This window comes from Glaciecola siphonariae (assembly GCF_042652645.1).
Lineage (GTDB): Bacteria > Pseudomonadota > Gammaproteobacteria > Enterobacterales > Alteromonadaceae > Glaciecola > Glaciecola siphonariae.
In genome coordinates this window covers 392006-418064 of sequence record NZ_JBHSGU010000002.1, presented here as the reverse complement: position 1 = coordinate 418064, position 26059 = coordinate 392006, and the positions used below count along the sequence as shown (strand labels likewise).

The 26059-nt window shown below is 44.2% G+C and carries 23 protein-coding genes; 7 read left to right on the top strand and 16 right to left on the bottom strand.

Translation table 11 applies throughout. The annotated features are described in order from the left end of the window. Positions 1 to 22: 22 nt before the first annotated feature. From ACFO4O_RS03285 to ACFO4O_RS03275, 3 genes are all read right to left on the bottom strand, one after another. Positions 23 to 706: a peptidoglycan-binding domain-containing protein gene (locus tag ACFO4O_RS03285; RefSeq protein WP_382405929.1), complete on the bottom strand. Its 684-nt coding sequence runs from the start codon at positions 704 to 706 to the stop codon at positions 23 to 25. A 16-nt stretch (positions 707 to 722) separates the two neighbouring features. Beyond that, entirely contained in the window at positions 723 to 2174 is a 1452-nt protein-coding gene (locus tag ACFO4O_RS03280) for a choice-of-anchor L domain-containing protein (protein ID WP_382405928.1), read from the bottom strand. A gap of 172 nt (positions 2175 to 2346) precedes the next feature. Then, entirely contained in the window at positions 2347 to 3189 is an 843-nt protein-coding gene (locus ACFO4O_RS03275) for a DUF6279 family lipoprotein (protein ID WP_382405927.1), read from the bottom strand. Between the two features lie 67 nt (positions 3190 to 3256). Between ACFO4O_RS03275 and ACFO4O_RS03270 the strand changes: the two genes are divergently transcribed. Then, positions 3257 to 4252 carry an ATP-dependent 6-phosphofructokinase gene (locus tag ACFO4O_RS03270; RefSeq protein ID WP_382405926.1) on the top strand — a complete coding sequence of 332 codons (996 nt, stop codon included), beginning with the start codon at positions 3257 to 3259 and terminating at the stop codon, positions 4250 to 4252. 111 nt (positions 4253 to 4363) lie between these two features. Here the strand turns inward: ACFO4O_RS03270 and ACFO4O_RS03265 are convergent, their stop codons facing one another. Continuing rightward, positions 4364 to 4825: an Mpo1 family 2-hydroxy fatty acid dioxygenase gene (locus tag ACFO4O_RS03265; RefSeq protein WP_382405924.1), complete on the bottom strand. Its 462-nt coding sequence runs from the start codon at positions 4823 to 4825 to the stop codon at positions 4364 to 4366. Between the two features lie 161 nt (positions 4826 to 4986). Here ACFO4O_RS03265 and ACFO4O_RS03260 point away from each other — a divergent pair, with 161 nt between their 5' ends. Then, on the top strand, positions 4987 to 6795 hold the full coding sequence (locus ACFO4O_RS03260) for a M61 family metallopeptidase (RefSeq protein WP_382405923.1): 1809 nt from the start codon (positions 4987 to 4989) through the stop codon (positions 6793 to 6795). Between the two features lie 181 nt (positions 6796 to 6976). On the opposite strand, the gene ACFO4O_RS03255 is transcribed toward ACFO4O_RS03260, so the two are convergent. Together ACFO4O_RS03255 and ACFO4O_RS03250 are read right to left on the bottom strand one after the other, a co-directional pair. Further along, on the bottom strand, positions 6977 to 7540 hold the full coding sequence (locus tag ACFO4O_RS03255) for a tail fiber protein (RefSeq protein WP_382405922.1): 564 nt from the start codon (positions 7538 to 7540) through the stop codon (positions 6977 to 6979). Between the two features lie 510 nt (positions 7541 to 8050). After that, complete coding sequence (locus tag ACFO4O_RS03250) at positions 8051 to 8848, bottom strand: MerR family transcriptional regulator (RefSeq protein WP_382405921.1); 798 nt, start codon at positions 8846 to 8848, stop codon at positions 8051 to 8053. Positions 8849 to 9421: 573 nt separating this feature from the next. Here ACFO4O_RS03250 and gnd point away from each other — a divergent pair. After that, a complete protein-coding gene (gene gnd / locus ACFO4O_RS03245) occupies positions 9422 to 10888 on the top strand; it encodes a decarboxylating NADP(+)-dependent phosphogluconate dehydrogenase (protein WP_382405919.1) in 1467 nt (488 codons plus the stop codon). Between the two features lie 74 nt (positions 10889 to 10962). Here gnd and ACFO4O_RS03240 read toward each other — a convergent pair whose 3' ends face one another. The 3 genes from ACFO4O_RS03240 to yejK all read right to left on the bottom strand — a co-directional run bounded on the left by ACFO4O_RS03240 (position 10963) and on the right by yejK (position 13868). Then, the gene (locus ACFO4O_RS03240) at positions 10963 to 11733 is read right to left on the bottom strand and encodes a M23 family metallopeptidase (RefSeq protein WP_382408210.1); all 771 of its coding nucleotides are present in this window, start codon (positions 11731 to 11733) and stop codon (positions 10963 to 10965) included. A 222-nt stretch (positions 11734 to 11955) separates the two neighbouring features. Beyond that, positions 11956 to 12843, bottom strand: coding sequence for a 6-carboxytetrahydropterin synthase (locus tag ACFO4O_RS03235; protein ID WP_382405917.1), 888 nt, complete (start codon positions 12841 to 12843; stop codon positions 11956 to 11958). Continuing rightward, positions 12840 to 13868: a nucleoid-associated protein YejK gene (gene yejK, locus ACFO4O_RS03230; RefSeq protein WP_382405915.1), complete on the bottom strand. Its 1029-nt coding sequence runs from the start codon at positions 13866 to 13868 to the stop codon at positions 12840 to 12842. Before yejK ends, ACFO4O_RS03235 begins: the two co-directional genes overlap by 4 nt. A 179-nt stretch (positions 13869 to 14047) precedes the next feature. On the opposite strand from yejK, the gene ACFO4O_RS03225 reads away from it, so the two are divergent. Then, positions 14048 to 14272 (top strand): YejL family protein, encoded by a 225-nt coding sequence (locus tag ACFO4O_RS03225; RefSeq protein ID WP_382405913.1) that lies wholly within the window; start codon positions 14048 to 14050, stop codon positions 14270 to 14272. A gap of 88 nt (positions 14273 to 14360) precedes the next feature. Continuing rightward, a complete protein-coding gene (locus ACFO4O_RS03220) occupies positions 14361 to 15896 on the top strand; it encodes a DUF3413 domain-containing protein (protein ID WP_382405911.1) in 1536 nt (511 codons plus the stop codon). 77 nt (positions 15897 to 15973) lie between these two features. Here the strand turns inward: ACFO4O_RS03220 and gmhB are convergent, their stop codons facing one another. The 5 genes from gmhB to ACFO4O_RS03195 form a co-directional block, all read right to left on the bottom strand. Further along, positions 15974 to 16549 carry a D-glycero-beta-D-manno-heptose 1,7-bisphosphate 7-phosphatase gene (gene gmhB / locus ACFO4O_RS03215; protein WP_382405910.1) on the bottom strand — a complete coding sequence of 192 codons (576 nt, stop codon included), beginning with the start codon at positions 16547 to 16549 and terminating at the stop codon, positions 15974 to 15976. A gap of 83 nt (positions 16550 to 16632) precedes the next feature. Further along, the gene (mmsB, locus tag ACFO4O_RS03210) at positions 16633 to 17535 is read right to left on the bottom strand and encodes a 3-hydroxyisobutyrate dehydrogenase (protein WP_382405908.1); all 903 of its coding nucleotides are present in this window, start codon (positions 17533 to 17535) and stop codon (positions 16633 to 16635) included. Positions 17536 to 17587: 52 nt separating this feature from the next. Beyond that, a complete protein-coding gene (locus ACFO4O_RS03205; RefSeq protein ID WP_382405907.1) occupies positions 17588 to 18829 on the bottom strand; it encodes an enoyl-CoA hydratase/isomerase family protein in 1242 nt (413 codons plus the stop codon). Positions 18830 to 18870: 41 nt separating this feature from the next. Continuing rightward, entirely contained in the window at positions 18871 to 20025 is a 1155-nt protein-coding gene (locus tag ACFO4O_RS03200) for an acyl-CoA dehydrogenase family protein (protein ID WP_382405906.1), read from the bottom strand. 29 nt (positions 20026 to 20054) lie between these two features. Further along, on the bottom strand, positions 20055 to 21545 hold the full coding sequence (locus ACFO4O_RS03195) for a CoA-acylating methylmalonate-semialdehyde dehydrogenase (RefSeq protein ID WP_382405905.1): 1491 nt from the start codon (positions 21543 to 21545) through the stop codon (positions 20055 to 20057). A gap of 432 nt (positions 21546 to 21977) precedes the next feature. Between ACFO4O_RS03195 and ACFO4O_RS03190 the strand changes: the two genes are divergently transcribed. Next, on the top strand, positions 21978 to 23615 hold the full coding sequence (locus ACFO4O_RS03190) for a response regulator (protein WP_382405904.1): 1638 nt from the start codon (positions 21978 to 21980) through the stop codon (positions 23613 to 23615). Positions 23616 to 23822: 207 nt separating this feature from the next. Continuing rightward, positions 23823 to 24311, top strand: coding sequence for a glutathione peroxidase (locus ACFO4O_RS03185; RefSeq protein ID WP_382405903.1), 489 nt, complete (start codon positions 23823 to 23825; stop codon positions 24309 to 24311). A 71-nt stretch (positions 24312 to 24382) separates the two neighbouring features. Here ACFO4O_RS03185 and ACFO4O_RS03180 read toward each other — a convergent pair whose 3' ends face one another. Then, positions 24383 to 25135, bottom strand: coding sequence for a methyltransferase domain-containing protein (locus ACFO4O_RS03180; RefSeq protein WP_382405901.1), 753 nt, complete (start codon positions 25133 to 25135; stop codon positions 24383 to 24385). A gap of 84 nt (positions 25136 to 25219) precedes the next feature. Then, complete coding sequence (locus ACFO4O_RS03175) at positions 25220 to 25987, bottom strand: Nif3-like dinuclear metal center hexameric protein (RefSeq protein WP_382405899.1); 768 nt, start codon at positions 25985 to 25987, stop codon at positions 25220 to 25222. Positions 25988 to 26059 lie beyond the last annotated feature (72 nt).

Below are 26059 nucleotides of genomic sequence, written 5' to 3'. Positions count from 1 at the left end.
CTCACACCCCGCACAAGCATATCTAGTTTTTATTGTTAGTTGGACGCAAAAACAAACTAGCGAGCGTCTGTTGATCCGGCACGCCGGTTGGCTTTAAGCCTATCGACTTCTGAAAAGCAGTAAACGCTTTAATGTCGTCTTCATTATATCCGCTGGTGATATTACCCTCTATAAAACCCAAATGTTTGAGTCTCTCTTTCGCACGGGTCATTATCTCGGTGTAATAGTAGCTTGTAGCATTATTGACGTTAATTGATACCAACTCCGACTCTTTAGTAAGCCTGATTGGAAAGAGCGTTTTAATGAGGGAATTCACCGCTGACAAAAAATGCGTATCAGGATTTGAGTGGCAGTGCTGCAGCAAAAAAGCCAGCATCAGTTCTGTTGTTTGCCAAGGCGTAATGTCGTAATTATCGCTTTGGAAGCTGTTATATGAACTCAAATAACCCTCCAACCACCCCCCATATAAATAATAGTCGGTTGTTTTTTCATTTGCCGCGACAATAAAGTTTGAACATAAACGTTTACCTGCACCCTTCACGGCAAATTTACCGTCGGCGTCTGCAGCAGCGCTTATTGAAGCTGCGCTCAATAACATAAGCGTAAGTACGATGTTTACTAATTTTTTCATCAAGTAATACTCAATAACGATTTTATAAATAAAAAAACCCGAGCGGTTAATCCCGCTCGGGTTTGAGTCTAGCATTATTTACGCGTCTAAATTAAGCGCGTTTTTTTCTAAATACCATTAAACCGAACAAGCTCAAGCTGATTAGAGCAAGTGTGCCTGGCGCAGAAACTTCTGTTGAATCTGGCACAAACGTTGTAATGGGTAGTTGCGTAACAGTATATGTACCTGCTTCAGCAAACGACACACCAGTAACAAAAACGGTTGGGTCATTAGGATTAAGCATCAAATCAACATCAATACCGCTGATAGTAAACATATCTACCGGCGTACCAAATAAGTAAGTGCCGCCTGCAGCGAGGTCAACCATCTGCATAACGCCATTTTCCATGAACGACAGTGTATAGCCGTTTGTATCATTAACGCTCAATGGTGATGGAGCCGTAACGCTTGCAAACAGTCCGCCATCTTCTACAGCGTAGGTGTAACCAGTGGCAATGTCTGGATCAATCCAAATCGTTTGGCCAGCATCCACTTCAGGTAATACAAATACAAAAGCGCCATCTTCATTAGTAGGGTTGCTTGGGTCAGGTAAAATTGGCGTAAACTCAGAGTTTCCGCTTTCGCTGTCAAAGTTACCGAAACTGCTTAGATATATTGTTGAATCGTACGCAGAGTCTCCCGCATCAGCAAGAATGAGCTGAAAGGTGTTACCCGTGCTACCCGGCTCTACGGGCACATCAAATCGCACTAACGGAACACCGTTTGGAGCGATTACACCGTTTAACTCAGTACCTTCTATGGCAGCGAAGTCTGGGTGATTGATATTAATAGGCAGAAGCGGGTCACCTGCAACACCGCCTGTTGGCAGAGCACCAGCAACATTTACACCGTTCAAGAACATGCCAAATCCGTCAATAAAGCCTGAATTGACGAAGTTAGGAAATTCTTCGGAGCCAAATGCCGCAATAAAAGAAATGACGCTTACATCTTCGCTAACGTCAAACGTTAAATCCAAAACAACAGGGTCAAAATGCTCTGACTGACCGGTAATTGAACTTAAGATATCGTTTTGACCGCCGGTTGCAATATTACCAAAGCTAGTTGAATTGCCGTTTGCTGTGTTTTCACCATCGCCATAATCATTCACGTCGCCGGTACTGAACACTAGCCCGCCTTGACTAGGTAAACCGTAAGTGCCTGTATTGTTGGTAAACACACCGGCTTGACTTTCTATGGTTTCGTTGGGCGTTGGACCATCTTCGAAAGGACCCGTCTCAAGTGGGCCATCATCTAGACTTGTCAAAACGCCATCCAAACCTTCGAATTCAGGAATGATTGGGCCACCACCCTCCCCAACAACACCAAAACTGAGCGCTGAGCTGGTAACCGTAACGCCCGAGTCAGGGATAATGAGTGAATTTGCCAGTACGGCTGGGTCTTCAGAAGTAACAATCTCAATAGCATTAGCAGTTGATACTACCAAAGCTGTTGAAATAGCCGCTGATAAGAATGTTAATCTTGAAAATTTGTTTGCAATTAGCATGTTTCGTCCTTAGAAATACTAACCTGAAAGCATCTATTTCAGGATTCACATGCAAGGAGCAAGTAACATGCCATTAAAAACCCTCATATAAAGCATTGATTTCCAATAACAAATGCCCGCCCCGGTTCGAATGGGTATTGTAAGTGTAAAAAATGCTGACATGAGGCTGTAGCTACTGCGCCAAGTCCACTACATCGTCTCTTAAATCTTCAATTTCTCCAATTAAATGTCGACGCTGCTTTTCATCACTCAACGTGAATAAGCTCAACATGTAAAGTTTAGTCTCGCGTTCATTATGCTCACTCACTTCAATCATTTCTGAACTGCGATACGCCTCAGGGTTATTTATTAACGCGATCATTCTTTGCTTAAAACGCTCACCACGGTCGGGTGATGCAAATTCGCTGCGCATCGCTTGCTGGTAGGCACGCTTGTAGCTTACCCAGTTGCTAGAGTTTGACCGAAATCGACCGTAACTATTTTCTACAAATGATTTTTGCTCATCGTTAAGTTTGCCAAGCCAGTCACTTAGATTATCAAGATTACGCTCAATCCATGCCTCTTTCCGCTCTTGAGCGCTTTTTTCTTCGCGCTTGGCTCTTTCCTTTTCGTCTTCAACATTTTCTTTTTCAAGCGCTGCAAAAAAATAAGTGATTTGCTCTTCGCTCAAGGTGGTTGCCATATCTGCCATACCGGGCGCGATGTGTGCCCGCAGTCGATACCAATGGTCTCGGGCTTTTTGTTGATGATAGCTCATGCGCTCAATACTTATATTTTGCGTGTAAATATCGTTGCTAAGCTCTTCTAAGTGCGCTTTATATTTGGGAAGTTCCGATTGAATATGCCAGGCCTGCCACTGGGCAATATAGGCATCAAATTTATCTTCTTGTTCGTTATTGAGTTCAACATAATCATCTACATACCAGTAAACCAACCAATCGAGATTTTTATACGCAAACTTTGCTGAACATCCTGTTATGAGCAGTACTGCAAATAAAACGATAATTTTCTTCATGCAGTTGTTTTCCTTTAACACGAATTTGTTATGCTAGATACGACAATAAAACCCAAAAAGGTTTCCAATGAGCATAAAGAAAATTGCAATTTTGACATCTGGTGGCGACGCACCGGGCATGAACGCTTGCATACGCGCAGCGTATTTAGCCGCACGCAACGAAGGTATCGAGGTCATTGGTTATCAACATGGGTACAATGGCCTTTTAAAGCAAGATTTTGTTGAGTTTGAGCATAGAGATATCAGAAATTTAATACAGCGTGGCGGCACGGTTTTGTACAGCGCGCGTTGCGAAAAATTTACTAAAGAAGAACACCGGATTAAAGCTGCTGCAAATCTCGATGAAGCCGGCATAGATGGTTTAATTGTGATTGGAGGCAACGGCTCTTTTAAAGGCGCTGAACTACTCCAAGATATATGGGACAAACCTGTTATAGGTGTGCCAGGTACGATTGATAACGATATTGCGGGAACTGACTACACGATTGGCTACCATACCGCCATTCAAACCGCGGTCGAGAGCATAGACAAAGTGCGCGATACCGCTGATGCATTTGAGCGAATTTTTATTGTTGATGTAATGGGAAGAGAAGCGGGTTTTATTGCACTAAACTCTGCAATCGCCGGCGGCGCTGACCACGTGGTATTGCCCGAAACCTTTGAATCTGCTGCCGATGAGCTGGTACGCATTTTAGATAAGCTTGACCAACGCCGTAAAAATCATGCAAATAGCAGCCACATTATTGTAATAACCGAAAACCTATGGCCCGGTGGTCTCAATATTCTATGCGATTCTCTTCAGACGGAGACGGGCATAGATACGCGCATTTTAACGTTAGGACACGTTCAACGGGGCGGTTCTCCGGTGTGGCAAGACCGTATTTTGGCCTCAAAGCTGGGTGCTTTTGCAGTTGAAATGGTGATAAATGATGAACGCGGCCGGATGGCGGGCATACGCCATCGCTATCCCGAGTCTGTTCCCTTAGGCACGAGCAGAGAAGACCGTAAACCTCTTAATCATTATTCAATGAGCATGCTAGATAAAATCACCCTGCTTGGTTAGGGGGCACTTGTGAATGTAGCCTCTTACCAAGACGCTACCTTCTGTAACGTGAACCTACTTCTAACGTCTATTTCTAAAGGTTTACGATGTAAGACTGTAGCAATATAAATATCAATATTGAATGTTCATGCGTTTTAGCCAGTGTACCCACCACCACGCTGGACCGACGAGTAAATACCGAAGGTCTTCAAAAAACGAGGGTTTCTTGCCTTCAACTTTGTGCCCTACAAACTGTAAGACCCACATCACTACAAACAGGGCTAAACAAAACTGCCAAACGCTGATATTCATCATCACCAGCAGTTTAATTCCGCCAAAGGAGGCTAGCGTAAGTAAAGTCATGGCCGCACCAATAGGGCCAGACAGCTTAAAGTAATAATACAGCGTGGGGACTGCCAACACATGCGCCCAGGTTACCTGCATCTGCGCAAGTATCTCGGGTACAGGAATGGACCAAATTAAGCCTATTGTGACAAAGTAGATGCTTGGAACAGCAACTGCGTGAATGAGAATATTGGTTTTATTCTGATGGCTTTCACCATAGTGGCTAATGAGTCTTTCTATTTCGCGCATACATCACTCTTGTTGTTGACTTGTTGACGACTTGTTAAAGCAAAGTTTACATCGAGTCTCATCATTCAACAAGGTTTAAACAAGGCATGAGCGCCCTGCCCTATGTTTTGCGCATCGCTCTTGCTACCATAACGCGAAATTTTTGTTATTCACGAGTTTACATGCATCAAGCCTTTATAAGTTATCAAATATCTGCGATTAATTTATCTGAACATCTGTTTGAGGTTGGTCTCAAAGCGCATCTGCCTGAGCCGCTAAATAGGATTGAGCTAACATTGCCCGCTTGGATCCCCGGTAGCTATATGATCAGAGACTTTGCTCGCAATGTGTTGCAAATTCAAAGTCAGCATAACGACCTTGTCATTCAAAAAACAGATAAGCAAACGTGGCAGATAAGGGCTCGCAACGATGCGCTTTTTCAACAACTTGATATAACCTATCGCATTTTTGCCTTTGACCTATCGGTAAGAAGCGCTTACATCAATCACGAATTTGCTTTTTTTAACGGAACCAGCACCCTTTTAAATGTAGTCGGGCATGAGCATCTTACTCACTATTTGCAAGTACTGCCAAACGAACAAGTCGCCCACTGGCAAACTCAAACTGCGATGCCGCTAAGCGAAAACTATCCGCACACTTTACACCGCGATTACCCAGTATACGCAAGTGAAAGCTACGACATACTCATAGACCATCCGGTACTTAGTGGCGATCTTTGCAAGCGCAGTTTTGTGGTAAGCGGCGTGACCTTTCATGTGGTGTTTACCGGCAGAGAAACTATGGATTTAGACCGCATATGCGATGATTTAAAACCAATTTGTGAGCACCATATTCGTTTGTTTGGTGAATGTCCGGTAGACGAATATTGGTTTATGACTCTTTTATGTGAAAACGGCTTTGGCGGATTGGAGCATAAATCGTCTACCGTGCTTCAATACGCTCGGTTTGACCTGCCTATGCTTGGCGACAGCGAGGAGAAAAGCGAGAGCTATCAACAGTTTTTAAGCCTGTGCTCGCACGAACTTTTTCATACTTGGCATGTAAAACGTATTCGCCCGAAAGTCATGCTAAAGCCAGACTTAAGTCAAGAAACCTACACGCCTCAGCTTTGGATATATGAAGGGTTCACGTCTTTATATGACGACCTCACGCTGGCTAGGGCCCAGTTGATATCGCCTTTGGAGTATTGCCAAATCTTAGGACAAAGCGTCACGCGCCTAATGCGAAACCCCGGGAGGCATTTACAGAGTATTTCAGAATCGAGTTTTGATGCTTGGACACGATTTTATAAGCAAGACGCATCTTCGGTAAATCATATTGTAAGTTATTACTTGAAAGGCTCTATTGTTGCGCTTGCACTTGATATTACACTTCGCCAGCAGAGCGACAACAAGTATTCGTTAGATGATGTAATGCGTGAGCTATGGAAACAGTTTGGTCAACAAGAAAGCGGCACATTAGATAACGTTGTTGCCGATATTTGTAAGCATAGCTTAGGCATCGATGTGTCGAGCTTTTTACACGTTGCGGTAGACTCGGTAATGGATTTACCTTTATCTAGTATGGTTAACAGCATTGGTTTGAGTCTTAATATGCGAAGCAGAGAAACCTTTACGGATAAAGGCGGCAAACCTGCAAAACTGCCGCAAACCCGAGATTTAGGTTTGATGTTTGCAGAGCAATCATTGGGCATGAAAGTAACGCAAGTTTTAGCCTCTAGCGCATCTGCTCAAGCCGGCATACAATTAAATGACATCATTGTTGCGTGCAATGGCTTCAAAGCAAGTCCTTCAAAACTCAATAGAATGCTACAAGCAACGGCGCTAGAGGATACCGTTACCCTGCATATCATGCGAGATGAGCAGCTAATTGAAGTGAAACTAAAAGCACGCCCTGCACAATTAGATACCTGCTTTTTTACCATTGAAGATGAAAGCGCATTTATGCGGTGGCTCGGACTCGAGGGTTAGCGAGAATAGGCGACCCTCACCCTCGCTGCTTGTTTCAGTATTTATTACTTAATTTGACTATTTGCGTCCCTTTAGGGCGAAAAAATTAAATAAAATCAAAGATATAGCAATCGAAAGTCAATGAATAGCGTTATTTATAAATAATAGCTCTGTCAGTTAAGTAACTAAACTACAGCTCTTATTAACTCGATATCGGTCTGCTTTGTGAATTTTTTTTAGGATACAGCCCATTTATGGATATACAGTAGAATGGGTCGAGATTGTTTAAACTTGGTAGCTTAAAGTTGCTGACACCGTCTCCGCCATAAGATGCACCAATTAGCCCATATAAATTAAGCGCTTCCCCAATACTCAAGCTCTTGCCGTCGGTCGCGACTGAACCTAAGGGGCAGGTACCTTCACTTTCATAAACTTCTCCAAGATAACGTTGACCTTCGAAATCCCGAGAAAATACGATGCATTGAGTGAGTGGACCGCCGCGCAAATCTGGCAGGTAGAATCCGTTTCGCCTGTGCTCGCTAGGATCATAGAACTTTTGAAAAAGCTCAGCATTATCATTTACATCATAATCATACCATTGTCCTTCAGCTGGCCACGAGCCTAATGGGCAAAAACTACCAGCCATCATGACTCTATCGCCAACTGCACGCTGGACCTGTTGCTGTTGCGCTTGTGCGAAGTTTTTCACGAGCATTAGCGTAGCGAACAAAACTGAAAACATATTACGGGTGGTAGTTCTATTCATTAAGAGTGTCCTAAGTTGCCGCTGCAATAAACTGAAATGGCGCAGGGCTGATGCCCGTTTTACTATTCACGATCTAAGGAAAGATACCATCTTGTTTATAAATTCGCCATTCGTTGGCATCACTTTTTGAATTGAACTCGCTAACTTTTTAGCCTCAAGCTAAGCCACCCGAAGGTCATCATCTGTTTTAGGTTTGATCGTAAACTCTGAAAACGGGGTTTAAACCGAAAACACGCGCTTTTTTAAAATCGAATATTGAGTTTTCCACATCGATGCATGGTGTAAGTAAGTTAAAAATAAACAAATTCGGCGACTAGCGTCGGAATGTGTAGGATATGATACGAAGCATGAAGAGAAGGCGACGTGCAGAACCTACACTGAATGTAACGTCTTTAATTCTATTTGTTCTGTTTATTTTGATGTCTCGCAGCTAAAGGTGGTAGTTTTGAGACCACCACATCGGCTTAGCGATTATATTGAGATTTAGTTTCTTAGAGCCACATTCAGAAACTATCTTAAATGGACAAACGCTTCTTCATCATGTTGAAGAGTATGCTCTGCAAAATACTCTAGTGCATCGAAATAATGCTTTGCCATGCCTTTTTGATAGCTTTCATAAATATCGACAACCACTTTGTCTACTCTTCCGTTTTCGCAAGCGAGTTTGACAAACTCATAGTTCGCCCCTGCAAAGTCGTCGACAGTGTCGTAATACATGCGATTCATTATCACATAGGCATCTTTCATCAGTTTTTGAACCTGTTCGTCACTTACTGGAAGATGCGTTACGGCTAAGTACTTCTCAGTCCAGTCGTCGGCCTCTGTTTTTAAGTCTTTGATGTCGTCCTCGGATATTTTTCCATAAGCCTCAAAGACCGCATCGCCAAACTCATCATTTTTAAGGTCTGCTTTCCACTCTTCTATTTTATCTTGTGGTAGTCCCGCAAGAATTGTTTCGAAATTTTCTTCACCTTTAGCCATTTTGATTGATACCTCAATTTGCTTAATCATATTGTCGGTATTATCCCGACGCTCGATTAGTAATCTGCGCTGTTTCTCTAGCGCGCGAAGAAGATCGAAGTTTTCATCGTGAACGATTGTCGCAATTTCTTGCAAGCTCATGTCCATCTGACGATAGACAATGATTTGTTGCAACAAGGCAGCATCATAGCTGGTATAAAATCGGTAGCCATTGCCGCCCCGTTTGGCCATCAGAATTCCTTTCTGGTCATAAACATGCAATGTACGCACGCTTACTCCCATCAGCTTACTCAACTGTCCAACGGTATATAGGTTTTTAGCCGCCATTTGAATTATCCGTTCTTCTTACTTCTTACTTCTTACTTCTTAATTACCAACATCAACAGCTTGAAGTATTACCTTAGGTGAGAGTCAAGCTCTTCAAAACAATAAATTAAACAAATCTGCATAAACACTGAACTTTGCAGAAACAGTTATTCACTGCAGGTGTTCTCTCCTATTCATCGAAGTATCTCAATCCCTCTGTGTAAAAGCGAATTCCCTGCAGCAGTAATTAAAGATAAGCTTGTGCAATGCGCTCGTTAATGGCGCTTAATATCGTTTTTTAACTACCCAACCAAGGTTTGCAAAAAACAGACGTGTCAGAACGGTTTTAAAATAGCTGTTTCCAATCCTAAAATGCAAATAGCCCTTTATTTATTAATGTAACTATTACTGTAACTATTACTGTATTTATTGCTCAGCTTAATTATTAGTAAATAAAATAACGGGCTAACAGAATAAGTAGTTGTCATAAGCACGGTTGAACTTACAATATAAGCACAACTTTTATTTTGTCGTTTATACAGGCGCTAAGAACAAGCGCTTAATTTTAAGGGCATCACGTAATCAAGGAACTTTATGAAAGAACAGTCAGATATTGCTGTAGTTGGACTAGCCGTAATGGGCGAGAACTTAATTCTCAATATGGCGAGTAAGGGCTTTACCGTTACCGCTTATAATCGCTCTTATCATAAAGTTGAAAGCTTTCTATCCGGACGCGCTCAAGGAAAAAGCATTCGCGGTGCCGACTCAATCGAGTCTTTGGTGGCCTCGCTGAGCTCGCCGCGTAAAATCATGTTAATGGTTAAGTCAGGGCAACCGGTAGACGATTTTATCGCCCTGCTGCTTCCTCACCTTAGCGAAGGTGATATTGTTATAGATGGCGGCAACAGTCAGTTTGAAGATTCGAATCGCCGTACCGCAGACCTTGCCGCAAAAGGCATTTTATATGTGGGCACGGGTGTATCAGGCGGTGAAGAAGGTGCACTATTGGGCCCGTCGATTATGCCGGGCGGTAATCCTGAGGCATGGCCACACGTTAAACCTATCTTTCAAGCAATTTCAGCGAAAGTAAAGGATGAAAACGGTGAACTTACTATTCCTTGTTGCGATTGGGTTGGTGAGGCCGGTGCAGGCCATTTTGTTAAAATGGTGCACAACGGCATTGAATATGGCGATATGCAAATTATTTGCGAAGGCTATCTATTGATGCGCGATGTCTTGGGTATGTCGGCCGATGAAATCCAAGCAGTATTTGCACAATGGAAAGAAACAGAACTGTCTAGCTATTTAATTGACATTACCGCTGACATTCTTGCCTTCAAAGAGGATGGTGAACCATTAGTTGAGAAAATTTTAGACACTGCTGGGCAAAAAGGCACCGGCAAGTGGACAGGCGTAACGGCTCTTCACTTAGGCGTTCCACTTACCTTAATTGGTGAGGCGGTGTTTGCTCGCTGTTTGTCAGCGCTTAAGCCACAGCGAGTAATTGCAGCGCAAGCAATTAAGGGCCCTGAAGTATCATTCACTGGCGATAAAGCCGCGTTCATTGACGATATCAAGCAAGCGCTTTTAGCCGCAAAAATCGTATCTTATGCACAAGGGTTTGCCCTTATCCAAGAGGCTGCCAGCGAATATAACTGGCATTTAGATTATGGTTCGATTGCTATGATGTGGCGTGAAGGATGCATCATCCGCTCGGTATTTTTAGACAATATCAAGCAAGCTTACGACAATAATCCGAAGCTAGATAACTTGATGCTCGACAATTACTTCAAGGATATGTTGGCTAGCGCTCAGCCGGGATGGCGTAATGTGGTGGCTACAGCCACACTAAACGGCGTAGCAATGCCGTGTATCTCAGCAGCGCTAAGCTATTTTGACGGCTACCGAACAGAACACTTACCGGCCAATTTGCTACAGGCGCAGCGCGACTATTTTGGTGCGCATACATACGAGCGTAAAGACAAACCAAGAGGCCAGTTTTTCCATACAAATTGGACAGGCCGCGGCGGTAACACGGCGTCTACCACCTACGACGTATAGCGTTTACTAGCGTCTATGGTGCTCGTTATGCAGCACCATAGACGCTACATAACTATTTTTTTACTATTATTTTATTATTCTCTTAATAGCAAAGCTGGGTCGAGACGTTCTTTATACCAGTTTATGCGCCAGTCTAGATGTGGGCCAGTTACTCTGCCTGTTGCACCAATCTCTGCAATCAATTCGCCTTTTTCAACTCTCTGCCCCTCTACCACATGAATTTTACTTAAGTGTATAAAGGTCGAAGATACGCCAAAGCCATGGTCCATAATAAGAGTACCGCCTGAATAATACATATCATCATCTGCAAGGCTAATGACGCCACCTGCCGGTGCAATTACGGGAGTACCAACACTATTGGCGACATCTAGGCCAAAATGTGGCCTTTTGGGCTGTCCATTAAACACGCGTTGTGAGCCATAAACGCCAGATATACGCCCTTTGGCAGGAATAATGAAATCATCTAGAAAGTCTTGTAGATTTGAGCTGACCGCCCTAGCCTTTGCGATTTTACGGTTGTCTTGCCTGATACGGGCAAGCACCTCATCAGGTGGACTCACGTATTTTTGTTCTACGCCTTCGATTCGGTCGATGTTGTACTCTCGTTGCGCTAGGGTAAGAGGCAAAGACGCTTTTTTGCCCATGAACTCCCACTCGAGCGTGTGTGACAGGTTTGCGTCGCGACCAAAACCGAACACAAAATGACCGTCGCTTGAAACGTCAAGCGACTCACCGTTAAGCCACACGCTAGTATTCGGCTGAGTTTTACCTCGAATCAAACTACCCTGCGTCATTTCGCCTATGAGCACAGGTGGCGTTTGCGCATGCGCGCCATGTGAAAACATGCAAGATGCAATCAACAATGCGCATAGTAATAAATAGCGATGAAACGCAGTACGCTTTAGCTGAAAATTTGCGAAATGTTGAATAACCATCGTCACAGCGATGTTTTTTAGTCTGCTCGCCTGTGTCATAACCGCCGCAACCGTCATGTGCTTACACCTCTGTTGCTCAAATTCGAGATCAAAGCCGTGCTCGTAAACGCGTTCAGTACCTACAGCCTTGCCCTAATCGTTAGAAATTATTGCGCCTTTACCTACACCTTCAAACGCGCTTACCATAAAGCTTGAATCAGACATCTCGGTTAGGCGTTCAAGCATAAATTGTGCGAGGCACTCAACTGTTGAGTCATATTCAATTATTTCGCACGAGCTTTTCACAATGGCCATTTCAAACTCACCTTGCGAAGATTCGTATGCAAAGCAATAGTGGGTATCGTCGCTTATATCAGCACTTAGTTTAAGCTCAGACGCCTTTACCAAGTCCTCTCGCGTTCCAATGTAAATATCAGCCCAGCGCTTGGCCCAAAACTGTTCGCGCTGCTCGCTACGCTCACCATTTTCTATAATTACGACCTTCGAGCGATGCCCATGCGCAATACGCTGGCAGTTACCATCGTGCTTTTTCAAACCATGAGTGTAATGATAAAACGCAGAGTTGATAACTTCTTCACGCAGAAATATGTCTATGCCCTGCACATTGTCTGGCAAATGAGTTTTGATAATATCTTTTAAATAGGCGGTAACCGAGGCCATATTCACACTGGTGTCATACACAAATGCGTAAGCTTCAGGTGGGCACAATAGGTGAATTGTTTTAGCATTATGAAGCGAATCTGCGCCAAAGCTAAAATCGACTTGGACGCGTCCTTGGGTTTGATCTTTAGCAATCCTTACCCGTTCACACTCAGCGGGCACAACAAGTTTGTGGTCTACGTAGTCGTCTATTAAGCGTTTAAGCTGCTTTTTCACAATCCCAAAGTCTTGCACCATGCTTTCTTCGTTTAAACCGCCGTCGAGCACGATATCGACTATCCAGCTCTCTCCCACCATGCCACGCTTTGGACAAAGGTAAGAAAAATCCATGACCGTAAGGTCATTTACAAATAACTTCATTGCCCAGACCCGCTGTTGTCAGACTTCGTCAGCTGGTCTTTTAAGTTTGGTGGAACGCCTTTTATTGTAAGAGTATCGGTGTGTACATCATACTGCACACGCTCACCAAGAAGCTTTCTATCGAAGCTAACGGATACGCCATTGCCCGCGCCGGAGAATTTTTTCATTGCCGTCATCATACTGCGGTCGGGCTGAAACTGGGCTTCGATTGGCTGTGGTAGCGATGCGTTATACGTTGAAAAGCCATCTTCAGTAGCGCCTTGGCGGGGCAATACATTATCTAAGTCAGTAATTTGCACTTCTTCGCCAAGGTCTACTTTTTGTTTGTAGTATTCTGCCAATGCTTGACGATGCTCTTGCTTTTCAGACGCGTCTAGCTGCTCTGCTGATAAATACTCATCTACCTCATGCAAAAGCCGTTTATTTTGCTGCTTAATGTCTACCTTTTCTTCACAACCAATAAATTGCATGAAAAAGTCGCCGACTTTGCGCCCCATTCGTCCTTTTAGAAAGCTGATATAGCGATTTTGCTCTTTGTTTATATCAAACTGCGTTAGGTCTATACGCACCGCAATCTGCATTTTAGACAAATCTAAATGCTGGCTTTGACTGATTTCTAAATGGTGGTTAACTTCAACATGCTCTTTAGTATCGAGCATGGCAATCATTAGGTAATCGGTAGCAAGGTACTCATATCGATTAAAAATAACAAAGCCGGTTTCAAGCATCGCTTCATTCACGATGGTATCGAGTAAATGCTTACCCGCGATTAAACTGAATTCATGAAAATCAAGATCACCGCTTATAACGTCGGGCAACAGGTCTTTAACAGGATTTTCTTGCTCATCGTTGAATCCGCCAACACCTTTACCTGGCTTAGTATTAAAGGTTGTATGAAGCTGAGCACCAAGACTGGTGATTTCGCTATTGACTTCAAAACAGCTACCGCGTGGTAAAAAATTTAATTTACCGTCGTTAGTAAGCAATATTCTGTGCACAACAAACTGCTGAACGTTCGCACTCATAAAATTAAAAGAACCTTTTGGTTTGGGGTTGTCTGACATTTCACCGAATTAAGGCTATATTGACGCTCAGAACAACAAAAGTTGGTGTTCGCGGTAACTGCCTTTATACTTTGACGCAATCAACGCGAGGTTTTGCGTAATTGTACCGAGTTTTCGCACAAAAATCATAGGACAAATGTATGCCCATTCAGTCGAAGTATAGCAATGAAGAATTTGAAGCACTGATGCAAGATATATTTGTTGCCATTGAAAAAAACAAAGCAGACCGTGACCTTGCTGTCATGGCCCTAGGAAATACGCTTGCAACCATATTTACCAGCCAAGTAAAGGCTGCAGACCGAGAAGTAATGGTTGAACAGTTTTGTAAGGTTTTGAAAAAAAGTACCACTGAGGCAAAAGCTTAGTGGCTTTGGCACATACTCGACTCTTTAGTCTCAAGCCATGTACTTTGCGCACAAGCGCTCGTAAACAAAATAAGAATAAAGTTACCCTATGATTTATACCGAATCTCCTAGACGCAAACAAATTACTCAACAGGTTGCTTGGGGCCATTGGTTTGCACTTGCCAATATTTTTATGGCAATCATTATTTCTTCGATTTATTTATTTTCTACCGCTGTCGCAGATACCCCCCTTAGTTTTGTTTATATGATCGCCACATGGTTTGGCCATATGAGTTTTGTGACCTTCTTGGTATTTGTGGTGGTGCTGCTACCGCTTTGTTACCAAATTACCAATATGCGTGTGTTGCGCGCGGTAGGTTCTGTCGTTTCCGCGGTAGGACTCGCTTTACTTGCGTTTGACGCGCTTATTTACAACAACACTGGCTTTCATATTAGCTTTAGCTCTGCGGCTTTACTGCGAAGCGAAACTCAGGTGCAGGTTGGTGCATTTAGCTGGCTGCAATGGTTTTACCTTAGCCTGCTGTTTATTATTTGGCTAATGTTTCAGTTGGTCATTGCAAACGCGATTTACAAACGAATGAACCGTCTGCAGCGCTTGCGAATCGGCCCCTATATTACTGCCCTGTTTGTGGTGTGCTTTGTATCAAGTCACGCTATTCATGTGTGGGCAGACGCAAAGCTGTACACGCCGGTGCTGAAACAAGACAATATGTTTCCCTTGAGCTATCCGGCAACCGCCAAGACGCTTATGGCACGCTATGGTTTTTTAGATTTAGAAGACCGTCAGCAGCGTGAAGAGCTACAATTACAGGGCGTCAGCAGTCGTTTTACTTATCCGCCGAAGAACGTATTTTGCAGCGTCAATAGTGAGAAAAAAGTCGTTGTGCTTGCAACGACAGAGTTAGTCAGCAGTGAGCTGCTGGCTGATTTAAAGCCTAATGTTTTTCACTTAAACACACAAACATCTCCAACTCGCTTTTTTGCTCAGCTTCAGTACGGTATTCCAGCAAACTTAATTTTGCGTACCTCCTCACCGCCAGTGATGCTTGATTTACTTAACGCTTTTGAAGTACCCAACCAGACCTACAATGTGAATGCCTCTGCAGGCTCAGAACAGAACCCTGTTGAGGGAGATGATGCAACAGCGCAGTGGACCAACTTCAAAGATTCGGCTATGGATGCACCCTCAGGCTTGTATTTGGGCCTATTGAGTGCTGACCAACTCGCAGCCCTAGCCCTTGATGAACTCAGTAGTAAAGCCAGTGTGTTGGTGATGGCACAAGACAGCGAGAGCAAAATGTATAAGCTTTATTCTAACTTTATAGAATCTGAGCAAGCCTCGACCAATGAAGATATTGCGCCTACGGTCATGCATGAGTTTGAGTGTTTTGCCGAGGTATATCGCTTTTCAACCGGACAAGCACTGCAACAACCAAGCCGCGACTGGCTGGTAAGCACTGTTGGTGAGAATATTGTTTATTTTAAAGCCCCCTATTTAACTGAGGTGGCAAAAGATGGCAGCTATCAGGTCACCGACATTCGTGACCAAAGTGAAGTATTAGTTGATATCGATACCAACATGCTGAGTCGTTCGATTAAACATCTAGAAAATTTTAGTAAATAGCTTCCGCTTACGTGCTATGGCATGCGAGCTTTGGCTAGTCTGCCCGAGCCCGCCGGCTTGCGACTGAGTGCGTCTGTTTATACGAGATTTTTAGTGAGCTGTGACAGGTCTGTAATCATCTCTATATTGCTTGTCTTATTACCCAAACTTGTTAGCATTTCTGATCTATCCTCGATATCAGTCACTAGCCATACGCCGCGCGCAAGACCTGCATTTATTGCGCACTGCATATCACTGGCTTTATCGCCAAGCAACATGCTGTTTGATAAATCAACATCCCATTTATCAGCAGCCTTTTTTAACATACCAATACTGGGCTTTCTGCACTGGCAGTGGGTCAAATAGTCGCCTATTGCGCTTTGAGGGTGGTGAGGACAGTAAAAAACATCATCAATGTTCCCGCCCTCTTGCATCACGCGCTTCTTCATCCATTCACTTAAGGACAGAAACTCAGCTTCGCTGTAGTACCCGCGGCCGATGCCCGACTGATTTGTGACCACAATCACTAAATAACCGGCCGAGTTCGCCTGCCTGATCAGACTAAATATTCCATCAATCCAATCGAAATTTTCTTGTTTATACACATAGCCGTGATTGACGTTAATCACGCCATCACGGTCTAAAAACAAGGCTTTGTTAGGAGCTTTCTTCAAGATTAACTCGCGCTGTCAAAAGCAAGAGTATACAAAATATTTTGCATATACATCATTAAAACCATGGGCAAAGGCAAGGCCCGCTAGCCTTTAGGCCGAAACGCCTGAAAAATACTCGAGAAGTCTTTCTTGCCATTCCCCTGCATGCCATGAAGCTGATAAAGCGATTGCGCCAGAGACCCCATCGGCACCGCCGACTGGTGAGTGGCAGCGGTTGCCATAGCAAGGCCTAAGTCTTTATTCATCAAATCAACCATAAAGCCACCCTGATACTGATTAGATGAGGGAACATTTTCCATTACGCCGGGACAGGGATTATAGGTTTGCAGCGTCCAATTGTTTCCCGAGCTCTTTTTCATGATGTCCGACATCACGGCTGCGTCGATGCCGTTGTCGATTGCAAGCTGGAGCGCTTCGCTCGTACCCGCCATTAGCACCGCCAACAACATATTATTGCAAATTTTTGCCACTTGCCCAGCGCCGGCCTCGCCCGCATGAAAGATATTCTTACCCATAGCTTGCAGCACAGGGTTTACAGCCTCCACAGTCTGAGCGCTGCCGCCAACAATAAACGTAAGCGTACCGGCCGCCGCCCCTGCGACACCACCAGAAACAGGCGCATCGACAAAGCTGTGTCCACGTTCTTTTAGCAAGCTCGACATGGAGCGTGCGGTTTGCGCTTCTATGGTTGAACAATCAATAAAAATCGCGCCTGCACGGGCACGAGCCACAATCCCCATAGTTGCATCTGCCGTTCCAAAATAAAGCTGCTCAACGTGGCGGCCAGCCGGCAACATACTGATAATAATATCGGCATTTTTTACGGTGTCAGCGGGCGTGTCGCCGGCACTTGCACCAAGGGCACACAGCTTATCGACTTGGGCCTGAACTAAATCAAACACACTTACTTTGTAGCCCGCTTTAAGTAAGTTTGCCGCCATACCAGCGCCCATATTACCTAAACCAAAAAATGCGATGTGTAGCATGTTATTCCCCACGTTTATTTGTAAGTGTTATTGTTAAAGCGCAGCACTCAACCTAGCCAAATTCTTGTTCAAGTTTCGCTAAAGGATGGGGCGCAGATGCTTGCGCATTCGATTGCGTAAAATAATTAAAGTGCGCGTTAATAACAGCCTTTGGCACATCATCTATCGACGGATAAAGCCATTTTGCGTCATTGTCTTTATCAATTAACAGTGCCCGCACTCCCTCTTGAAACTCACCTAAAGTACCGCAGGTATGCGCCATGCTCAGCTCCATTTCAAAACATTGAGCAAGCGATAAGTGTTTTGCGCGAGCTAATTGCTCAAACACTAGATGCGCGGTAATTGGGCTGCCTTGTTTAAAACTCTTGAGCGCTTTAATAATAAACGCGTTGTCAGCTTGCTCTTCTGCAAGCGCTTCAAGTGATGCTTGTACATCCCGTATATCGCTGCACGATGAAAGACGTTCAAATAACTTAAGATTGCGCTCAATATTCGATTCACGTAAATCACCATCTGCAGGGGCAAAGCTATTTGCTAGGTCGAGCACGCTGTCTTTACTTATGTGTGAGAGCGCACAAAGGGCATCAATAAACTGTGCTTTTGACGAGTTAGCCACGATGGCATCTGCCATGCCAAGGTGATGAGTGTCTCTGGCGTTTAAATTGGCCGCGGTTAGTCCTAGAAATAAACCTACGCCTGGCGGTAGCTTATTGAGGAAGTAACTGCCGCCCACATCAGGAAATAAGCCAATGGTAATTTCAGGCATAGCGATGCGCGATGTTTCGGTAACGAGGCGAATATGTGAGCCCATGAACAAACCTAATCCACCGCCCATAATGATGCCGTTTCCCCACACAATGATAGGCTTAGGAAATCGGTGAATACAGTAATCTAAGCGGTACTCTTGGGTAAAAAAGGAGCGTAAAAATGCAGGGCATGTGTAGGCATTAATGTCGTCTTCAGGTAACGAACCATGCTGCGGATTAGTCTTCGTAGCAATGTTGTGTTTCATTGCTTGATACATAGAAACAATGTCGCCGCCTGCGCAAAACGCTTTTTCATGATGGCTATCTAACAAAACCGCTACTACTGAGTCGTCTTCGCGTATTTTTGCCAGTGCGTCGAGCATTATCTCTACCATATCAAGGTCGAGCGCATTCAGAGCCTTCGGCTTGTTCAACATAATGTGCGCGATGCGAGCACCCTTCGGTAATGTGACCGACTGCAAGGGCAAATAAGTGATCAGGACTTTATCAACGTTCTGCTCACCCTCTTGTTTCAATTCTGCTGGCATAGCTTATCCCTTCATTTATCAATGCTAATGAGCAAATGCTGCTAGAGCACCTCGATTTCATCACTTAATAATCTGCGCCCTATAATGACTCGCATGATTTCATTTGTTCCCTCTAGAATTTGGTGGACACGCACATCACGAACATGCCGTTCTAACGGGTACTCTTTGATATAACCATAGCCGCCATGGATTTGTAAGGCTTGATTGCACACTTCAAAACCTACGTCAGTAGCAAAGCGCTTTGCCATGGCAGCATAGGTAGTTTTATCTGGATGATTATTATCAATTTTGCTGGCCGCAAGCCTAACCATTTGGCGGGCTGCAACAAGCTCTGTCGCCATATCGGCAAGCTTAAACTGCAAAGCTTGAAAGCTAGCCAAAGGTTTTCCGAATTGAGCGCGCTCATGCATATAGGCCCTTGCGGTATTGAGTGCCTGCTGCGCGGTGCCAATTGAGCATGTTGCGATATTTATGCGACCGCCATCTAGCCCCTGCATGGCAAACTTAAAACCTTCACCCTCTTCTCCTAAACGATGACTCGCGTCTACTTTAACATCATCAAATGTCACCATGCGAGTGGGCTGTGCGTTCCATCCCATTTTTTCTTCGGCCTTACCGTAGCTAACACCTTTGGCGTTTGCAGGCACGACAAAAGCGCTTACGCCCCCTGCACCCTTATCGCCTGTGCGCGCCATGACCACGAGTACTTGTGTTGCCCCAGCTCCGGAGATAAATACCTTCGAGCCATTTAAGTGATACTTGCCATCAATTAATTGTGCAGATGTTCGAAGCGAAGCGGCATCCGAGCCTGCGCCCGGTTCAGTTAAACAATAGCTAGCAATGGCGTCGCCCGTCACTAGCTTGTCCATCCAATCGTTTTTCACATGCTCACTGCCCCATGTTGCTATCATCCAAGTCGCCATATTATGAATGGTCAACATCGCTGTGGTTGTAGTACAGCCCATGGATAATTGCTCAAAAACAATAGACGAATCTAAGCGACTTAACCCTAAGCCACCGGCCTCTTCAGGCGTATAAAGACTGCAAAAACCCAATTCCCCGGCCTTCTTGATAACTTCAACAGGAAAATGATGCTCTTTGTCCCACTGTGCGGCAAAAGGTGCCAGCTCTGTCTCTGCAAATTGCTTAGCAGTTTGCGCAAATGCTTGTTGGTCTTCTGTTAACTCAAAATTCATGGTCAATCCCGTAGCTTGATAAATAGCACTTAGCGTAGGTTAATCGTCATATTGGGTCCGCTGTCGGTTTCGTCATCAAACCAACGTGCAGTGATTGTTTTTGTCTCGGTATAAAAACGAATGGCTTGTTTGCCGTAGGCATGTAAATCGCCATAAAAAGAATTTTTCCAGCCGGTGAATGAGAAGAAGGGCAAGGGCACCGGAATGGGCACATTAATGCCAACCTGCCCTACTTCTACATTGCTCTGGTAATTACGAGCGGCTGCACCGCTTGATGTAAATATACTGGTTCCGTTTCCAAAGGGGTTGGCATTCACAAGCTCAATTGCCTCCTCTAGGGTATCTACCTGCATACAGCATAAAACCGGGCCAAATATCTCCTCTTGGTATATGCGCATATCCGCTGTGACGCCCGCAAATACGGTAGGGCCAATCCAGTTGCCTTGCTCATAGCCCTCTACGGTAAACTCACTTCCGTCAACTAAACAGCTTGCGCCCTGCGCTTTCCCTTGTGCGATAAGGTCGAGTACTCGGGCTTTTGCTTGAGGACTTATTAAGGGTCCAAAACCCGCATCCTTATCATCCCAAAGGCCAGGTTTAACCTCTGCGATTTTTGTTGCTAGTTCGGGGATCCAATTTGCACTGTCCCCCACAAAAACCGCTACCGATATAGCCATACATCGCTGACCAGCAGCGCCTACTGACGCGCCAACTAAATTGTTTAGGACTTTGCTTTTGTTCGCATCGGGCATTATCACTGAATGATTTTTTGCGCCGGCGAAGCACTGTGCTCGTTTCATGTTTTGCGTAGCGGTTCGGTATATGTGCTGCCCAACTGGCACACTGCCTACAAACGACACGGCTTTAATATCAGGGTGTTCTAGCAAATGATTTACTTGGTCTTTGCCACCATGAACAACGTTCAACACGCCCTCTGGTGCACCCGCCTGCATGAATAACTCCGCTAAGCGCATCGGCGTCGCAGGGTCCTGCTCTGATGGTTTAAGCACAAAGGTATTGCCCGCAGCAATCGCCATAGGAAACATCCACAGGGGTATCATCGCGGGGAAATTAAACGGGGTGATACCCAAACAAACACCGAGAGGCTGTATCATCGAATAGGTATCAATATCGGTGGCGACATTTTCAACCGTTTCACCCATCATCATTGACGCGATGTTGGCAGCCTGCTCAACTACCTCAATCCCACGCCAGACGTCTCCTTTTGCATCTTCAAAGGTTTTGCCAGTTTCTTTAGACAGTATGGTCGCAATTTCATCATGGTGGGCTTTTAAAAGATGTTGATAGCGCAACATCACTCTAGCGCGCTCCGACACCGGCACTTTTTTCCACGTCAAAAACGCTTCCTTTGCGCAGGCAATCGCACGTTCAATCTCATTTTCGGTAGACACCGGTAAATGCGCAATGACCTGATTATTAGCAGGATTTGTGACCTCAATCATCTCTGTGGCCTCAGAATGATCAAATTTACCGTTAATTAGCTGCTGAATTTTTTGCATAAACACTCTCTTGTTCGCCTTCGCGCCATCTTACCTTTACGTTAACGTAAACTATAAATGATCGTAGTATGTCTTGTAAATCATTTGTTAAGTCTATGTGGTCTATGTGGCTCTAGCACTGATAATTCACATATACGCAGGCAAAGTCGGTCAACAAACGATATTAAATAAGTATTTTTTCGGCTGTGCCGATAGCCTATGAGAATCATTGATTAATAAGTTTGAAATGAAGGGCGCGACAAACAATTTTAAAAATTGAAAAAGTAAGATGGCAGCACATCGCTCTTACGCCACCGTACACGTTTCTTATTTCAGATAAAGCTTAGGTATGTAAACAGAGCATTTTTTAACCAAAGGACTATGTTACTTTGAGTAAAAGCTGCAAGTCATCCATGTTGAAAGTAAATTGAGTAAGAGCGTGTAAGTATCGTTATGATTAAGTTAGAAGGTTACAAGCCACCCGCAAAATCAAGCCTACGTGTTGCCATTGTAGAAGACAATGCTACCGCGCGGATGAACTTACGAAGCCACCTTATGAGCATCGATAACTTCGACATTGCCAGCTACAGCAATGGTAAGGAACTGCGTAACGGCATGCGTATCGCTAATTTTGACATGGTGTTTATCGACTTTCATTTAGGTCAGGCAAAAAATGGGGTGGAATGGATTCAGCAACTTATAGACACTGGTGCTTTCAGGCCATCTATGGGTTTGTTTTTTGTCACATCAGACAGTTTGCCGCAAACGATTGGGCAAATATTAGACCTTTATCCCGATGTTATCGTTATCAAGCCGTACACTATTAAAGGCTTAACTACCAACGTTAAGCATTATCTTCATGCACGCCAGCAGCTACTCCCTGCCCTGCAATATATGGACGCTAAGAAAAATGAAAATGCATTGGCGTTTGTTAATGAGCGTTTATCCAACGGCGTTGCCAAGCGCGTGGAGGCCGATTTTATAAAACTCAAAGGCCGCTTACTTTTATCAGACAAACGCTATGAAGAAGCCACGCAGCTTTATTCGTCCGTTTTAGAGCGCTCTAATGGTGTGCTGTGGGCACATTGGGGGCTAATCAAGAGTGAGTTCTTTACCGGCAAGTGGCAGCACTGTAAAAAAATGCTCGACCGATTAATTGACGAGAGCTTAACCAAAGACAAAGCATACGAGTGGTTAGCCAGCGTTGAAATTGGCAAACAAAATTACGTGCTCGCCGAACAGCTTCTCGACAACATCAAAGACAGCGAACTCACCATTCAAGCTACGCGTTTAAAAACGCTATGTTATAAAATCCAAGGTAAAAGCGAAGAAGCATTATGTTTGCTTGAGAAGAAGGTGCAAAGCAATCTGTCTGTAAAAGAGCGTTTAGTCGATTATGCAATGGAACTTGCTCGCTACCACCTGCATCTAGCGGAGCATTTTAGCGAAAAACACGCTGATGAGAGTCTGTCAGCAGCTAAGGTAATGCTAGGTAAAGCGTCTAAAGGTATTGCAGACCGTCAGTCGCAAATGCAAAAAGATACGATGTTGGCCCTCGCCTATTTACTCGATGATGACAAACCTCGTGCCCAACGTATTATTGCCGAAAGCGCGCATACCAATCAGTTTACCAAAGCAAATATTCCTACCATGATCGACGCTGTAAGGGTCTGGTTTGGCCTAGGTCATACCGAAAAGGCAAGAGCCCTCCTAGATGAATGTGATGAACAGTTAATGACGCACGAAAATCACATTGAAAGTTTGATTGCATCAGATTTATTAATTACCACCGAAAAATCCCTCGGTATAGGCAAAGAGCGCGCACTCGCGATTAACGAAAAAGGCTTAGCTGAATATCAACAGCATAAATTTCAAAGTGCTTTGTCGTATTTTTATAGGGCTTACAATATGTTTCCCGGCGTGCCTGCCTTTTCTTTGAATTTACTGCAGTGTTTAAGCGACGCGCAGCAAACTGAGTATAAAAATGTCAGTATCGATAAACTCGTTGACGAACTTGGCTCAATCTCTTTGTCTGATAAAAACTTAAAGCGCATGGATTCAATCCGCCAAAAACTTAAAAAAATTGCGTAACCCAGTTCAGTTATCAATACGATGTAAAGTGGTTAATGATCGGTGCAATATTCCGTGCAATGTTCCGTGCAATGTTCCGTGCAAAAAATATGCTTATGGAAACACATTCAAAATATTGCCGGGGCCTGTTGATCTAGCAATTTTTTAACAAGCTGATACTCTTTGTAAAGAAGAGCGCACTGTCGCGCATTATTTTATGGAGTACTTATGTCAGCGAGCATCCACCCTCATACCGTTACTTTAAATACTGGCGAGACGCTTTCACTATCTCAACATAGTGGAAAGGTGTTATTGCTGGTAAACACGGCTAGCAAATGTGGATTTACGCCGCAATATGAGGGCTTAGAAAAGCTTCACGAGCAGTATGCAGACAAAGGATTAGTTGTTATGGGCTTTCCGTGCGACCAATTTGGTCATCAGGAGCCCGGTAACAATGAGGAAATCGCTAAGTTTTGCAGCCTCAACTATGACGTGAAATTTGCGTTATCTGAAAAAATTGACGTGAACGGAGAAGCTGCCTCTCCTCTGTTTAAAACGCTTAAAGAGCAAGCGCCAGGAATACTCGGATCTAAACGAATTAAGTGGAACTTTACTAAATTTTTAGTGGGCAAAAATGGGGAAGTGATAAAACGCTACGCACCCACCACTAAACCGAGTGAATTGATTAGCGATATTGAAAGCGCTCTTCAGGCCTAATTTGAAGGGCCCTTGCCCGCAAGCTCTGGGTCATGCCTAAGCCCTTATCTTTACCGGCAAGCTAGGATACATCAACTCGCGGTGAGCCTTCTTACCTTTATATAAAAGTATTTACCGAGATATTTAAATGGCGCTTGCGCCCCGTGTGACTTTTCAAGAGCAAGAATGCTGTCAAAATGCGTGTTCTGCATACTTACATCTCGCATGTAGTCATGAAAGCACCGAATGCCTGCGCTAAATTCGAGGTTTACGTCTTTCAATGACCTTATAAATTCAAGCACTTCGCTGGGTGATTGTGGATTATGCGGGTTGAGACGCACCACATTGCGCACCTTCATGCCTTTTTCAATATAATCAAAATTGCCGTAGATTGCGTTATTAAACAACATCGCATCTTTATTGAAGAAGCTTAAACTCAAAAGGCCACCCGGAAGCAGTTGTTGCGCAAGATGCTCAATGGCTTGCATTGGGTTTTCTAACCACTCTAGCACCGCATGACATAATATGAGGTCGTACTGCTTATTTACGCTTGATAGCTCTTGACAAAAAAACTGCGTGTTTTTGTATGGTGCAAGACGTTTTTTTGCGATATCTAAAGCTTCTTGAGAAACATCCATAATATCAACGCTGTGCCCGGCTCTGGCAAATACTTCTGCCATCATGCCTGTTCCGCCGCCAGCATCTAAGACTTTGCACGGTTGTGTTGATTCAATCTCATTATGCAAGTAATGCTCAAGCAACAGCTGGCGAATTTTACCCTTCGACGTGCCATAAATATTTTGGTCAAATTTATTGGCGATACCGTCAAAACTGCCTTTTTTCATAAACCCTGTTGTCCATCATGGTATGACGAATTACCGTCTATTGATAAGCTGATGCTCAGCCTAGGTATAAACACATATCAGTAGCTAGGCAGGATTATCAACATCCACAAAAGTAACCTGTAGGTTATAGTGTTTAGCTAAATACTCACCTAGGGCTTTTACGCCATAGCGTTCAGTAGCGTGGTGACCTGCCGCAAAAAAGTCTAAATCAAGCTCTCTAGCGCTGTGAGTTGTTTGCTCGGATATTTCACCGCTGATAAAAGCATCAATGGGCAAACTGCTAGCTCTCGATGCGGCTACTTGGTCGATATAGCCCTGCCCTCCACCTGTGCACCACGCCAGCGATTTTATCGATTGTTTTGACCCAACACTTATTACCGTACGCCCTAAGCGTTCAAAGAGCCGCTCGCTTAATTCATCATGAGACAAAGGCGTGGCTAGCTCGCCGCGCATAACTATTCCCGTCGGCGCGATATTATCAACAGCAGTAATTGACTCTAAGCCTAGCAGCGCGCCAAGTTGAGCGTTGTTACCGAGTGTTTCATGCACATCTAAAGGAAGATGATAGGCAATGAGGTTAATGTCGTGCTTCAATAGTGTTGCAATACGACGCTTTTTAATGCCAACAATCGGGTAGTCTTCATTTTTCCAAAAGTAACCGTGATGAACCAATAGAGCATCGGCACTGAGTTCTACCGCTTTATCAATAAGCGCCTGACTCGCAGTTACACCTGTCACGATATGAGCAATATTCTCTTTGCCCTCTACCTGCAGACCATTTGGACAATAATCTCGTTGTGATTGCGGCGACAATATTGAATTTAGGGCATTTAAAAGCTGTTCACGAAGCAATTTTAGCTCCTTTTGTTAAGAAATTAGACTTTTACGTAAGTTTATGTATAAACTTATAAATATTAACATTAT

Excerpts from the sequence above, each read along its gene's own strand:
- ACFO4O_RS03285 (WP_382405929.1), bottom strand. The coding sequence starts at position 706 with ATGCTAGACTCAAACCCGAGCGGGATTAACCGCTCGGGTTTTTTTATT.
- ACFO4O_RS03280 (WP_382405928.1), bottom strand. The coding sequence starts at position 2,174 with ATGCTAATTGCAAACAAATTTTCAAGATTAACATTCTTATCAGCGGCT.
- ACFO4O_RS03275 (WP_382405927.1), bottom strand. The coding sequence starts at position 3,189 with ATGAAGAAAATTATCGTTTTATTTGCAGTACTGCTCATAACAGGATGT.
- ACFO4O_RS03270 (WP_382405926.1), top strand. The coding sequence starts at position 3,257 with ATGAGCATAAAGAAAATTGCAATTTTGACATCTGGTGGCGACGCACCG.
- ACFO4O_RS03265 (WP_382405924.1), bottom strand. The coding sequence starts at position 4,825 with ATGCGCGAAATAGAAAGACTCATTAGCCACTATGGTGAAAGCCATCAG.
- ACFO4O_RS03260 (WP_382405923.1), top strand. The coding sequence starts at position 4,987 with ATGCATCAAGCCTTTATAAGTTATCAAATATCTGCGATTAATTTATCT.
- ACFO4O_RS03255 (WP_382405922.1), bottom strand. The coding sequence starts at position 7,540 with ATGAATAGAACTACCACCCGTAATATGTTTTCAGTTTTGTTCGCTACG.
- ACFO4O_RS03250 (WP_382405921.1), bottom strand. The coding sequence starts at position 8,848 with ATGGCGGCTAAAAACCTATATACCGTTGGACAGTTGAGTAAGCTGATG.
- gnd (WP_382405919.1), top strand. The coding sequence starts at position 9,422 with ATGAAAGAACAGTCAGATATTGCTGTAGTTGGACTAGCCGTAATGGGC.
- ACFO4O_RS03240 (WP_382408210.1), bottom strand. The coding sequence starts at position 11,733 with ATGTTTTCACATGGCGCGCATGCGCAAACGCCACCTGTGCTCATAGGC.
- ACFO4O_RS03235 (WP_382405917.1), bottom strand. The coding sequence starts at position 12,843 with ATGAAGTTATTTGTAAATGACCTTACGGTCATGGATTTTTCTTACCTT.
- yejK (WP_382405915.1), bottom strand. The coding sequence starts at position 13,868 with ATGAGTGCGAACGTTCAGCAGTTTGTTGTGCACAGAATATTGCTTACT.
- ACFO4O_RS03225 (WP_382405913.1), top strand. The coding sequence starts at position 14,048 with ATGCCCATTCAGTCGAAGTATAGCAATGAAGAATTTGAAGCACTGATG.
- ACFO4O_RS03220 (WP_382405911.1), top strand. The coding sequence starts at position 14,361 with ATGATTTATACCGAATCTCCTAGACGCAAACAAATTACTCAACAGGTT.
- mmsB (WP_382405908.1), bottom strand. The coding sequence starts at position 17,535 with ATGCTACACATCGCATTTTTTGGTTTAGGTAATATGGGCGCTGGTATG.
- ACFO4O_RS03205 (WP_382405907.1), bottom strand. The coding sequence starts at position 18,829 with ATGCCAGCAGAATTGAAACAAGAGGGTGAGCAGAACGTTGATAAAGTC.
- ACFO4O_RS03200 (WP_382405906.1), bottom strand. The coding sequence starts at position 20,025 with ATGAATTTTGAGTTAACAGAAGACCAACAAGCATTTGCGCAAACTGCT.
- ACFO4O_RS03195 (WP_382405905.1), bottom strand. The coding sequence starts at position 21,545 with ATGCAAAAAATTCAGCAGCTAATTAACGGTAAATTTGATCATTCTGAG.
- ACFO4O_RS03190 (WP_382405904.1), top strand. The coding sequence starts at position 21,978 with ATGATTAAGTTAGAAGGTTACAAGCCACCCGCAAAATCAAGCCTACGT.
- ACFO4O_RS03185 (WP_382405903.1), top strand. The coding sequence starts at position 23,823 with ATGTCAGCGAGCATCCACCCTCATACCGTTACTTTAAATACTGGCGAG.
- ACFO4O_RS03180 (WP_382405901.1), bottom strand. The coding sequence starts at position 25,135 with ATGAAAAAAGGCAGTTTTGACGGTATCGCCAATAAATTTGACCAAAAT.